Consider the following 11,645-nt stretch of genomic DNA (forward strand, 5'->3'; position numbering starts at 1 on the left):
TTTTCCGTCCGTCTAGCGGCGTGTCTTGGAAATGAAATCGCGTCGTTCGGACAGCCCCGATGTGGGAGGGCAACCCCGCCTTTTCCAATCACGAAGTTGTTCCGTGTGGACCATGAATCCACACCTTGAAATTGTGCCAGGGGAATCTAGAGATACATTTTTCTTCTTTATATCAGCATGTTAGGTTTAACCAGCCGATGGATCACTGACTGTTTCAAAGGCCCAGCGTTCACACCGTCCTGCACGCACCGTCAACAGAAACGAACCGTTCGGTTCGATTTTAGGTCAAGCTAATAGTCACTTTTCGAAACCGTTAACCTTTTTTGACCCCCGCCAAGGGTCGGATTCGGGCAGATCGCAGCCGGCAAATGGCCGCCCGGGAGGCGGGATTTCGGCCCCAGACGATCTGCGGTGACGTTTCGCATGCCGTGTCGCGCCGCATGGATACGATGTCGTTTTCATGCCGACGGCGCGCCAGCGATCGTGGTTAGATCATACTCATCTCAGGTGCCGCTTCGTGACGACGAGGCGGAGAATTGGGAAGCCGGTCAGAATCCGGCGCTGCCCCCGCAACGGTGGTGGAGTTCAAGTCGCAACGGGAGACCACTGGGCAACTGCCTGGGAAGGTGTCGCGATGGTCCGCAAGGACAACTCCAGAGCCCGGAAACCAGCCCGAGATTTTTAGACTCGACTGATCGCGGTGGGCGGTCAAGAGGTGGATAGCGCATGTCCGGCACACAGCCAGCCTGCGTTTCAATCCTTCCTCCATCACCACCAGTTCAGTCCTTAGAAACGAGGACAGGACATGGATACCCGCAACGACATGCTGAGGCTCCTGAAGGGGCGCCGGCAAGGCTTTTCGCTGGAGCAGCCCTTCTACACCGATCCAGACTACTTCAAGCTCGACATGGAGCTGATCTGGTATCGCGACTGGCTGTTCATCGGCCATGACTGCGAACTGCCGAAGCCGGGCAGCTACATCACCGTGCAGATCGGCGACTATCCGGTCGTCCTTGTCCGCGACCAGCAAGGCAAGATCAACGCCTTCCACAATTCCTGCCGCCATCGCGGCAGCCGCGTGTGCAACACGGAGAAGGGTACGGCGGCAAAGCTCGTCTGCCCATATCATCAGTGGACCTATGAGCTAGACGGCCGCTTGCTGTTTGCCCGCCAGATGGCCGACGGTTTCGACAAGAGCCAGTTCGGCCTGAAGCCGGTCGCCTGCGAGAGCGTCGGCGGCTACATCTTCATCTGCCTGGCCAAGGAGCCGGCGGATTTCGCACCGATGCGGGCGATGATCGAACCTTATCTTTTGCCGCACCGTTTGCGCGAAGCAAAGATCGCCTTCGAGAGCACGATCGTCGAGAAGGGCAACTGGAAGCTGGTCTGGGAAAACAACCGCGAGTGCTACCACTGCGTCGCCAATCACCCTGAGCTGTGCAAGACCTTCCCCGAGGCGCCGACCGTGACCGGCGTCAACGGCGCCGACAGCGACCCCGAGATGGTCGCGCACTGGGCCAAATGCGAGGCCGCTGGCTTGCCGAGCAAATTCCGCATCGATCCGGCAGGGCAGTACCGCGCCACCCGCGCGCCGCTGCTGCGCGATGCCGTCAGCTACACCATGACGGGAAAACGGGCGGTGAAGAAGAACCTGTCCGACAGCGTTTCAACCGACCGCATCGGCTCCTTGCTGCTCTACCACTATCCGACCACCTGGAACCATATCCTCGGCGACCACGCCGTCACCTTCCGCGTGCTGCCGATCAGTGCCACGGAAACCGCGGTGACGACGAAATGGCTCGTCCACAAGGATGCGGTCGAAGGCGTCGACTACGACCTCGCTGAGCTCACCCATGTCTGGACCGAGACCAACGACCAGGACCGCCGCATCGTCGAGGAAAACGCCTTCGGCATCCTGTCGCCGGCCTACGAACCAGGCCCCTATTCGGAGCTGCATGAGGGCGGCGTGATCCAGTTCGTCGAGTGGTACGCGTCGTTCATCGGGCCGCGCCTTGCCGAAGGCGGCCGGCCGGCCCTGCGCAGCGTCGCCTAGCTCAGGGGACAAGAGGATGAATGCGATGACGGACCTTGGCCTCTATCGCCATCTCGACCAGATGACGCCCTGGAACGACCGGCTGCAGGTGCTGGAAGTGATCGGCGTCAGCGACGAAGCGCCGGACGTGAAGACCTTCACCTTCCGCTCCGACAACCAGACCTGGTTCCGCTACAAGCCGGGCCAGTTCGTGACGCTGGAACTGCCGACATCGGAGGGGCCGCTGATGCGCACCTACACGCTGTCGTCCTCGCCGTCGCGGCCGTTCTCGATCGCGGTGACGGTCAAGGCGCAGGCAGGCAGCACCGGCACGCGCTGGATGTTCGACCATCTGACGCCGGGCTCGCACGTCAAGGCCTATGGGCCGACCGGTGATTTTTCGCTGCACAGCCACCCGGCGGCCAAATATCTGTTCATTTCGGCGGGCTCCGGCGTGACGCCGATGATGTCGATGCTGCGTTGGTTGAACGACTGTGCGCCATGGACAGATGTCGGCTTCGTCAACTGTGCGCGCCGCCCGGAAGAGATCATTTTCCGCAAGGAACTCGAGCTGCTCGGCAGCCGCATGCCCGGCCTGTCGCTCGGCTTCATGATCGAGGAGCGGTCGAGCCGCGAGGGCTGGTTCGGCCATATGGGCCGCATCGACGCGATCCGGCTGCCATTGCTGGCACCCGATTTCCGCGAGCGCGAGATTTTCTGCTGCGGCCCCGATCCCTTCATGCGCGCCGTGCGCGGCATGCTGGACGCCGCCGGCTTCGACATGGCGAAATACCATCAGGAAAGCTTTGCTGCGCCTGCCGTGGAGGAGATCCCGGCGCCGTTCTCGCCGCCGGCGGAAGACGGCGTGGCTGCTGCTGTCGAGGCCGTCACACCAATCCGGTTCTCGCTTTCCGATGTCAATGCCGAATGCGTCGCCGGCCAGACCGTGCTGCAGACGGCACGCGCCTCTGGGGTGCGGATTCCCGCCGCCTGCGAGTTCGGCCTGTGCGGCACCTGCAAGGTGAGGAAGGTCGCGGGCGATGTCGAGATGAGTCACAATGGCGGCATCCTCGATCACGAAATCGAGGACGGCTTTATCCTCGCCTGTTGCTCGAAGCCGCTTTCTGCGCTTGAAATCGAAGCGTGACCGGCTGCGCTCGCCCCCGAGCCTGCGCCATCTTGCCAAAAACCCTGCAAATGGTTAGACGCCTGCAACGGTGGGGTTGACCGTAAGGCCCGAAGATCATCTCCGCGGCCTGCTCGGCGGGGGAGCAAACATGCGACAATCCGGCATCTATGCCATTGCCAGCAAGGATATCGTCTTTGAATCCTTCGACGGCGAAGCCGTCGTTCTTGACCTGACCACGGGCAAATATTTCGGCTTCTCTGATTCAGGCAGCAGACTTTGGGATGCACTGTCGTCCGGCGTACCTGCCTCCGAACTGGTCGGCGCCGCGACCGGCATTGGCGCCCTCGATGCCGCCGCGATTGACGGCTTTGTTTCACAATTGCTCGAATTCGGTTTGCTGGCGGCCGTAACCGATGGCGTGGCAAGACAGGCTCCAAGCGAATTGCTGGCTCAGCTCGCCGCTGCCAGAGAGCCCCTCAAGGTCGACATCCATGACGATCTCGCCGATCTCATTGTCGTCGATCCCATCCACGAGGTCGAGGAGCCCCTCGGCTGGCCCGCGGTGAAGCAGGCCAACTGAAGCGCCCATCAGGTTCTCGTTGCCGGACAGCTCCGGAACAGGCAGACCCATGCCGAACGTCACTCTCGAAAACTTGGTTGACTACGCACGCCATGTCCTGGCGCAAGCAGAAAGCAGCGCCGCGCATTATCCGCTGACCCGCGAGGCGGGCTTGCCGCATCTGGATCTGACCGCGCATGTCAGCCCCGGCGCGTTGGCGGATGCCGTCGCTCATGGCTTTGTCAGTGCTCCGGGCAACCGAACGCCTGCCGACATCTGCCGCGTCTTCGTCGCACATCCCGGCATAGACGGCATCGCGGCACCGGTCAGTTGGGGCCAGGGGCCCTTCACGCAGCATGGCTTCGCCACCCGGCTGGCGGAGGCCGGATTGCGCGGCAACCATTTTCACGACCTGGATTTCTGGCAGTTCTATGATCCGCAACGTCGCGTTGGCGTGCAATTGATGGCTTCGGCCGATGCCTTTCCACCGTGGGAGCCGGGAGCGCCGCTGCGGGCTTTCCTGCATTGGGAATATGCGGCACGCGGCATGCGGCTGGCCCATGCGGGGACGCTCGGGACTAAGGGCAGGGGCGTGCTGCTGGCCGGCGCGGGCGGGGCCGGGAAATCCGGAACCGTCGCCGCCGGCCTCCTCAACGGACTGGACAGCGTCGGCGACGACTATGTGCTGGTCGACCTCTCCAACGGCGTGACTGCCCGCCCACTGTTTTCAACACTCAAACAGGATCCCCAGGGATTCGTTCGGCTTGGGCTGAAGCATCGGCTGAAAGCGCATGGTCCGCTCAACTGGCAAGGCAAGCATGCTTTTCACATTGATGACATCGCGCCTCGGCCGGTGCCCGAAACTCTGGACATCATCGCGCTGCTGGTGCCACATATCGGCGGAGGCGAGGCAAGTTCGATCGTGCCCGTGTCGCGCAGGGATGCCATGATTGCCTTGGCGCCGTCGGGCATAGCGCAGATGCCGGGCGAGCGGGAGAGCGGCTTTCGCTTCTTCAGCGATCTGACCCGCCTGCTGCCGTGCTATCGTCTGTCGCTGGGGACGCAGCCACAGGAGATAGCCGGTACGATTGCGGGCTTTCTCACGCGGGGCGCTTCGTGAAACTGAGTGTGATAATGCCCGTCTACAACCGTGAGCGCTATGTCGTTTCGGCATTGCGCTCGCTGGTGCGGCAGCGGGACGCCGCCGATCTCGACATCATCGTCATCGACGACGGCTCGACCGACGGCTCTGCTGAGGCCGTGCGCTCGATGATGCGCGAAAACGCCTGCATCCGACTGTTCCAGCAATCCAACATGGGCGTAGCCAGGGCGCGCAACGCCGGGCTGCGGCAACTGCCGCCGGATGCGGAGTTCGTTTCGTTTCTGGATTCTGACGACATCTCGCTGGCCGGACGGTTCAAGAAGGACCTCGCGCGCTTCCGAGCAGACCCCGGCCTCGAGCTGACTTATTCGCTGATGACGCTGGCTGACAGGATTGACGACGAGCGGCTGGAGCCGGCTGTCGATAGCCACACGATGACGCTTCGGGGAATTTCGCTGAGCGCCGCCGTGTTCAGCAGAGGGCTTGTCGACAGGACGGGCGAGTTCGATGAGGATTTCGAGCAGGCTGAGGATACCGACTATCTGCTGCGCGTTTTCGAGGCGGGACCGAACTACGAATTGTTGGACGCCGTCGCGATCTACTACCGACGCCACGCCGGAAATGTCACCAGGGAGCATAGCGGCAGGGTTCGCAACCACTTGCGCGCGATCCACAAGTCGATGCGGCGGCGCAAGGCCGATCCGTCACGGCGAGAGGTTCAGGGCATCTTCGAATTGAAGAGCTCCGCCGATTGGCGGATGCTATGATGCTCGACACAATCGGGTCGGATCAGCCAAGCCCGCAACGCTGCTGGAGACGCCGATGAGGCTGAGCGTCATCATGCCGGTCTACAATCGCGAACAATTCGTTGGCCTCGCGCTGCGCTCGTTGCTCAGGCAGCGCGAAGACATCGATCTCGACATCATCGTCATCGACGATGGGTCGACCGATGGCTCGGCAGCCGTCGTGAGGTCATTGATCGACGAGGCCCCGTGCATTCGTCTTTTCCAGCAGATCAATGGCGGGGTCACCAAAGCGCGCAATGCCGGGCTGAAGCAGTTGCTGCCGCAGACTCGTCTGGTGTCGTTTCTCGATTCGGACGACATCTCCCCGATAGGGCGCTTCAAGGCGGATCTCGCCTGCTTCGAAGAGGATCCTGGCCTCGACCTGACCTATTCGCGCATGACGCTGATAGACAAGATAGATGGCGAGACGCTGGAACCGGCCGCCGACAGCCACTCCATCACCGTGCGAGGGATCCACCTGTCCGCTGGGATCTTTGCGCGAGACCTCATCGAGCGCACCGGTGATTTCGACGAGGATTTCAAACAGGCCGAGGACACCGACTATCTGTTGCGTATCTTTGAGAGCCAGGCAAAATACGTTATGCCCGATACGGTGGCTCTCTATTACAGGCGTCATCCCGGCAACATGACCAAGGAAGCCGATGTGCCCTTTCGCGAGTTCATGCGCGCCATTCACAAGTCGATGAAGCGTCGCAAGGCCGATCCCAGCTTGCGCCGGGTGGAGGGGATTTTCGACTTCAAGGATCTCGCGCAGTGGCGGTTCCTTTGATGGCAAGCTACGGCGTCGTCATTCCGGCTTTCAACGCGGCCGCCACCATAGGCGCGGCCCTGAACTCCGTTCTGGCCCAGACGGCAAAGGCGGAGGCCATCGTCGTGGTCGATGACGGTTCGACCGACGATACGGCTGCGGTGATCGAAGCGATGAACCTGCCGGTGAGGGTGCTGCGACAGGACAATGCCGGACCTGGCAGCGCAACGACACGTGGCATTGCGGCACTCTCGACGCCGCTCATCGCGACGCTCGATGCCGACGATTTGTGGCTGCCGGACAAGATAGAACAGCAGCTGGCCTATCTCGGCTGTCATCCCGGGACCGCGGGCGTCTTTACGCACTGGCGGACGTTTCGCGGCGACAGGCCCGATCTACCCGAGGCGACCAGTGGAGCGGGCTGGTCGCGCACGACGATGATGATCCGCCAGCAGGTGGTGCAGAGCGTCGGTCCCATCATCGACCCACCAGGCGGCCGCGGCGAGATGATCGACTGGATCGCCCGGATTCGTGAGGCAGGCTTTGCCCTTGCCATGCTCGATGACGTGCTTGCATTGCGCCGCATCCGTCCGGGCAGCCTTTCCTACAGCCGCGATCCGGCACGCGACAGGGGCTATCTCGAGGTCGCAAGGCTCGCCATGCAGCGGCGAGCCCAGAACAAGGCGGGTTCCAGTTGAACGCCAGGCCCGTTCGCCGCATCGGCCGCCGCTTCCCGGACTATGGCTGGTCGTGGCCCACCGGCCAGCTGGACCTGTTGCTGAAGGCGGCGCTGCTCTCCGATGAGGACGCAGCCGCCGGCTGCGCCGCGCGCTGGTTGGACGAGAACGACATCGACCTCGTCTCGTTTCGAGAACATCGCCTGCTCGCCGCCATCTCCGACAGGTTCGGCAGGAAGCTGGCCGGGCATACCGCCCATCCGCGTCTCGTCGGCCTGCAGAAGATGCTGTGGACGAAGTCGCGCATGGCGATGCGCGAGGCCGAGCCGGGGCTGAAGGCGATGGCCGACGGCGGCGCCGACATCATGCTGATAAAGGGCGCCAGCCGCATTGCCTTGAACGCGTCGGCGCAGCGTGGCCGGGTTGCGCATGACATCGACATACTGGTGCGCCCGCGCGACATGGCTGCCGTCTTCGACATCTTGCGCGATCGCGACTGGCAGATCGCCTCGGGCGTCAGCGCGCAATATCTGCGAACCCGGTTGGCGTCGCTGCGGTCGATGAACTTCTTCAAGGGCCGTTTCGGTGACATCGACCTGCACCAGCTCGGCTATGACGGGTCGCAGACGAGCGCGGAAGACGACCTGGCGATCTGGCTACGGGCGGTCCCGGCACAATTCAGCGGCGTCGCGGTCTTCGTGCCGTCGCCGGCCGATCGCATGGCCCTGGCCATCGCCCATGGCGGCCTCGACGCCCATACCCACAGCGACTGGCTTGTCGACTGCGCGGTCGCCATCCATGGCGAAGACGTCGATTGGGACACGTTCCTCGACATCGTCGGCAGACGCGGCCTGGCGGTTCCAGCGGCGGTGGCGTTATCCTATCTAACGTTCGAGATCGGCATTCCGGTGCCGGAACCGACAATGGCCAGAATCTTGGACATGGCCGACGGGGTTGGCCTGTCGCGTTGGTCGTCGGTTCTGCAAGCCAAGCCGCGCACGGATTTCGGCGGCCTGGTCTGGCTATCGCGCGGGCTTGCCAAGCAGTTGCGCCTGAAGCGGAAGAAGGGCCGGTTGCAGCAGGAGCCGCCCGCCAAACCTTGGCGCGGCAGACCGGCCGCGCGCAAGCCGCAAGCAGCATCGGCGCCTCTGGTGTTTTCGCAGGCCATCGCCTGTCCGCAAACGACCGGCGACATGATGCTCGATATCACCGTCAGGATCGGCGTTCCGCCGGTCCGGCGCCGCATCGAAATGGAGATCAATGACGGTGGCGAGCATATTGCTCGCCTGCGCGCCATGGCCATCAGCCGATCCGGCAGGGAACGCGTGCTGCATTTTCGCGGCAAGGTGACGCTCGACGGCGCCCGAGTTGCCATGACGCTCGAGGCGCGACCATCGCGACAGTTTCGCGTGTGGAACGACGCGGCCACGGTGGCCGCCTATGGCGCCTTGCCTTTCCAGTTGCTGTCGGCGGATTTCTCACCGGTCGGCTGAAGGAAGGCCCATCCGGCAGCTATCAGGCGTCGGGAGTGATCAGCCTCAAGGATGGGAAGTAGGTCTGGTAGCGGCCGACATCACGGGTCAGAAGCGGAAGCTTGGCGACGGCGGCATGTGCGCCGATGAAGAAGTCAGGCAAGACGCCGGTCCTCGATCCTCCTGATCGGCGGTATTGCGTGAATACCTTTCCAGCAAGGAAAAGCGCGGCTCTTGGCATCGGAGCCATTTCGAGACCGGCCGCATCCAGAAATGCCTCAATATCCTCGATGCCGATGTAGCGAACGGCAAGTTCGGCATAGACCACATCATTGATCAACAACGGCCCATCGAGGCTTGCCGCCTCGAGTTGCGCGATCGACCACTCCGCCCAATTGGGATCGTCCGTAACAAGGTCGAGCAGAACGTTGGTGTCGACGAACGTCACGCTCCGCCACGCGTCAGCGCCATGATCGCCTCGGTCGTGAGCCCCTCGCCGGCATGGCCGCGCAGCTTGGCGAAGCGGCTCGCAGGCGGCTTTTTGTCAACACGAGCCAGCACCACGCTGCCATCGGCGGCGCGCCGGAAATCGACCCTGCTGCCCGGGACGATCCCCAAGAGGTCGCGGACAGGTTTGGGAATGGTCACTTGTCCCTTTGCCGTGACGGTGGTGGCCAACTTCATTCCTTGGTAATACCATATTCCGACAAGGTATTACCTCATCGGTCGATTTTCAAGGCTTGAAGCATCGTGTCTCGACCGAACCGCCAGAGTCCGTTCAAACTCCGTAGCGTTCGGTGCGAATGATTTCGGCTGCAACGCCGGCATCGATCAGCGCTTGGGCGGCCGCGGAAACGAAGGCGTTGGAGCCGCAGACGAAGGCGATGCCAGGCGGCTCCGGCAGCCGCGTCATGGCTTGAACCATCATCGCGACGTCTACCCGCCGCGCATAGTCGGCTGGACGGCGTGCGGCTTCGCGCGTCAGTGTCAGCATCAGGTCGAAGCCGTCCTGGCGTTCGTCGAGGGCGATCAACTCGTGACGAAAGATCACTTCGTCCCAGACCCGGACCGAAAAGACCAGGACGACGGGCACCGCTGAATTACGCGCGGCGCGGTGGCGGAGCATCGACATCAAGGGCACGACGCCCGAACCGCCGCCGACCAGAACAAGCGGTCCACTCTCATCCTCCGGCCAGACGAAATGCCCGCCAAGCGGCCCGCGCAGTTCGATTTCATCGCCCACTGCCGCGACCTCGTGGAAGAAGGGCGAGACCTCGCCATCGTCGAGTTTTTCGATCGCCAGTTCGATTGCGCCGCTCGTTTCGGGCGCGGAGGCGATGGAATAGGAGCGGCGCGCCTGATAGCCGTCCGGCGCCGTCAGCCTGACGTCGACATGCTGCCCGGCGCGATAGGCGAAGGGCCGAGAAGGCTGGAAAAAGAAGCTGGTGACACGCGGCGTGCGCTTTTCGATGCGGACGATGCCGGCTGTTTGCCAGGGCGACTGCACTGCCGCCGCATCGCTCATGGATCGTCCGTGTAGCGCTGCTCGCGCCATGGGTCGCCATAGATGTGGTAGCCGCGCAATTCCCAGAAACCGGGCTCGTCTCGCGTGGTGAATTGCAGGCCGTTCAACCATTTGGCCGACTTCCAGAAATAAAGATGCGGCACCAGCAGCCTTGCCGGGCCGCCATGGTCCGGTGTGATCGGCTTGCCTTCGTAGAGCAGCGCCACCATGGCCTTGCCGGCGGTGAGATCCGCGACCGGTACGTTGGTGGTGTAACCGTCGAACGCGTGCGCCAGCGTGAAGCCGGTCGGCGGCTCCACACCCGCATCGGCAAGGATATCGTCGACCAGCACGCCCTGCCACGGCGTGTCGAACTTGGTCCATGCTGTCACGCAATGGATATCGCGTGTCATCTTGGTCATCGGCAGCGCGTTGAACTCGGTCCAGTTCCATTTCTTGATCGGGCGTGGCCCATGTTTCAGCGTGAAAGACCAATCCTCGGTACGCACGCGCGGCGTCGGACCGGCCGACAGCACCGGGAAACCCTGTTCCAGATACTGGCCTGGCGGGATGCGGGCATCGCCATCGGCTGGCGGGCGCCGTCCTGAAGAGAAACCTCGGGTGACCATAGCGGCAATCCCCATGCAATCAGGCCACTATCGGCCTGACGCAATGTTCTCGAAGATGCCGTGACGGGCAACCGAAATCTTGACGGGCGAAGACCGGCGGGATCGTCACCGATGGACCTGCCGCTCCCATGTTCACGTCAACGCCATTTCTCAGCCATTGGCAAAAGGCACCGCGATGTACATTTGAGCGTCGCCACGCTCGACCAGCAACAGCACCGATTTCCTGCCGGACTTGCCGGCCAAGGCGATCGCCTGGGTTACCTGCCTGGCATTCTTGACCGGCACCTGATTGACGGCAACGATGATGTCGCCGGCCTGAATTCCGGAAGCGGCGGCCGCTTTGTCGGGGTTGACGCTGGCAACCACCGCGCCGTGCTGCTTGCCGGCTAGGTTCATCTGCTGGCGAATGTCGGGCGTTATATCCATCAAACCGAGTCCTATCGCGGGAGCGCGCCCGGCGCTCGGCGCGTCGGACCCGTCGTCCAGCGACGCGGTCTTCGCATCGGCGCTGTTTTGGCCGACATCGACGGAAATCCGCATCGGCTTGCCCTTGCGCCAGACATCGACCGTTTCCCTGGCGCCCGGCGCGACATCGGCGACCGCCCGCGACAGGTCCTTGGGATCCTTCACGTCCTGCCCGGCAAAGCTGGTGATGACGTCACCCGTCTCGATGCCGGCCCTTGCCGCCGGCGAACCGTCGTTGACCTCTGAAACCAGCGCGCCGCCGGAATGGTCGAGCCCGATGGCGCTCGCGACATCCGGTGTCACCTCCTGGATCTGAACGCCGAGATAGCCGTACTGGATGGAGCCGCCCTTCATCAACTTGGCGACCACCTTCTGGGCCTGATCCGATGGAATGGCAAAGCCGACGCCGACGCTGCCGCCATTGGGTGAATAGATTGCCGTGTTGATGCCGACGACATTGCCGGCGACATCCACCAGCGGGCCGCCGGAATTGCCGTGGTTGATCGGCGCGTCGATCTGGAT

At 62.9% G+C, this 11,645-nt stretch carries 13 protein-coding genes and 1 riboswitch; of the genes, 8 read left to right on the forward strand and 5 right to left on the reverse strand.

The features are described from left to right. Positions 1-488 precede the first annotated feature (488 nt). Positions 489-691: riboswitch (cobalamin riboswitch) on the forward strand. 114 nt (positions 692-805) lie between these two features. From EOD15_RS18140 to EOD15_RS18175, 8 genes are all read left to right on the forward strand, one after another. Then, positions 806-2,053: an aromatic ring-hydroxylating dioxygenase subunit alpha gene (locus EOD15_RS18140; protein WP_127320477.1), complete on the forward strand. Its 1,248-nt coding sequence runs from the start codon at positions 806-808 to the stop codon at positions 2,051-2,053. Positions 2,054-2,078: 25 nt separating this feature from the next. After that, positions 2,079-3,179 (forward strand): hybrid-cluster NAD(P)-dependent oxidoreductase, encoded by a 1,101-nt coding sequence (locus tag EOD15_RS18145; RefSeq protein ID WP_127320476.1) that lies wholly within the window; start codon positions 2,079-2,081, stop codon positions 3,177-3,179. Between the two features lie 130 nt (positions 3,180-3,309). Next, positions 3,310-3,741, forward strand: a complete 432-nt coding sequence (locus EOD15_RS18150) for a PqqD family protein (protein WP_127320475.1) — start codon at positions 3,310-3,312, stop codon at positions 3,739-3,741. A 49-nt stretch (positions 3,742-3,790) separates the two neighbouring features. Further along, complete coding sequence (locus EOD15_RS18155; RefSeq protein WP_127320474.1) at positions 3,791-4,840, forward strand: serine kinase; 1,050 nt, start codon at positions 3,791-3,793, stop codon at positions 4,838-4,840. 14 nt (positions 4,841-4,854) lie between these two features. Further along, positions 4,855-5,589 (forward strand): glycosyltransferase family A protein, encoded by a 735-nt coding sequence (locus EOD15_RS18160; RefSeq protein ID WP_127320473.1) that lies wholly within the window; start codon positions 4,855-4,857, stop codon positions 5,587-5,589. Between the two features lie 55 nt (positions 5,590-5,644). Then, positions 5,645-6,397, forward strand: a complete 753-nt coding sequence (locus EOD15_RS18165) for a glycosyltransferase family A protein (protein WP_127320472.1) — start codon at positions 5,645-5,647, stop codon at positions 6,395-6,397. Next, complete coding sequence (locus EOD15_RS18170; RefSeq protein ID WP_127320478.1) at positions 6,397-7,074, forward strand: glycosyltransferase family A protein; 678 nt, start codon at positions 6,397-6,399, stop codon at positions 7,072-7,074. Before EOD15_RS18165 ends, EOD15_RS18170 begins: the two co-directional genes overlap by 1 nt. Next, complete coding sequence (locus tag EOD15_RS18175) at positions 7,071-8,546, forward strand: nucleotidyltransferase family protein (RefSeq protein ID WP_127320471.1); 1,476 nt, start codon at positions 7,071-7,073, stop codon at positions 8,544-8,546. The genes EOD15_RS18170 and EOD15_RS18175 overlap by 4 nt, the downstream gene beginning before the upstream one ends. A gap of 22 nt (positions 8,547-8,568) precedes the next feature. Here EOD15_RS18175 and EOD15_RS18180 read toward each other — a convergent pair whose 3' ends face one another. From EOD15_RS18180 to EOD15_RS18200, 5 genes are all read right to left on the reverse strand, one after another. Next, positions 8,569-8,973, reverse strand: coding sequence for a type II toxin-antitoxin system VapC family toxin (locus EOD15_RS18180; protein WP_127320470.1), 405 nt, complete (start codon positions 8,971-8,973; stop codon positions 8,569-8,571). Continuing rightward, on the reverse strand, positions 8,970-9,203 hold the full coding sequence (locus tag EOD15_RS18185; RefSeq protein ID WP_127320469.1) for an AbrB/MazE/SpoVT family DNA-binding domain-containing protein: 234 nt from the start codon (positions 9,201-9,203) through the stop codon (positions 8,970-8,972). The genes EOD15_RS18180 and EOD15_RS18185 overlap by 4 nt, the downstream gene beginning before the upstream one ends. A gap of 100 nt (positions 9,204-9,303) precedes the next feature. Next, the gene (locus EOD15_RS18190) at positions 9,304-10,050 is read right to left on the reverse strand and encodes an FAD-binding oxidoreductase (RefSeq protein WP_127320468.1); all 747 of its coding nucleotides are present in this window, start codon (positions 10,048-10,050) and stop codon (positions 9,304-9,306) included. Next, a complete protein-coding gene (locus EOD15_RS18195) occupies positions 10,047-10,658 on the reverse strand; it encodes a sulfite oxidase-like oxidoreductase (RefSeq protein WP_127320467.1) in 612 nt (203 codons plus the stop codon). The genes EOD15_RS18190 and EOD15_RS18195 overlap by 4 nt, the downstream gene beginning before the upstream one ends. A gap of 150 nt (positions 10,659-10,808) precedes the next feature. Continuing rightward, a partial coding sequence (locus tag EOD15_RS18200; protein ID WP_127408704.1) for a PDZ domain-containing protein occupies positions 10,809-11,645 on the reverse strand: 837 nt, incomplete at its 5' end.

Source organism: Mesorhizobium sp. M7A.T.Ca.US.000.02.2.1, assembly GCF_003996995.1.
Lineage (GTDB): Bacteria > Pseudomonadota > Alphaproteobacteria > Rhizobiales > Rhizobiaceae > Mesorhizobium.

Coding starts and splice junctions, on each gene's coding strand:
- EOD15_RS18190 (WP_127320468.1), bottom strand. CDS start 10,050: ATGAGCGATGCGGCGGCAGTGCAGTCGCCCTGGCAAACAGCCGGCATC.
- EOD15_RS18155 (WP_127320474.1), top strand. CDS start 3,791: ATGCCGAACGTCACTCTCGAAAACTTGGTTGACTACGCACGCCATGTC.
- EOD15_RS18195 (WP_127320467.1), bottom strand. CDS start 10,658: ATGGTCACCCGAGGTTTCTCTTCAGGACGGCGCCCGCCAGCCGATGGC.
- EOD15_RS18150 (WP_127320475.1), top strand. CDS start 3,310: ATGCGACAATCCGGCATCTATGCCATTGCCAGCAAGGATATCGTCTTT.
- EOD15_RS18145 (WP_127320476.1), top strand. CDS start 2,079: ATGACGGACCTTGGCCTCTATCGCCATCTCGACCAGATGACGCCCTGG.
- EOD15_RS18170 (WP_127320478.1), top strand. CDS start 6,397: ATGGCAAGCTACGGCGTCGTCATTCCGGCTTTCAACGCGGCCGCCACC.
- EOD15_RS18160 (WP_127320473.1), top strand. CDS start 4,855: ATGCCCGTCTACAACCGTGAGCGCTATGTCGTTTCGGCATTGCGCTCG.
- EOD15_RS18140 (WP_127320477.1), top strand. CDS start 806: ATGGATACCCGCAACGACATGCTGAGGCTCCTGAAGGGGCGCCGGCAA.
- EOD15_RS18165 (WP_127320472.1), top strand. CDS start 5,645: ATGAGGCTGAGCGTCATCATGCCGGTCTACAATCGCGAACAATTCGTT.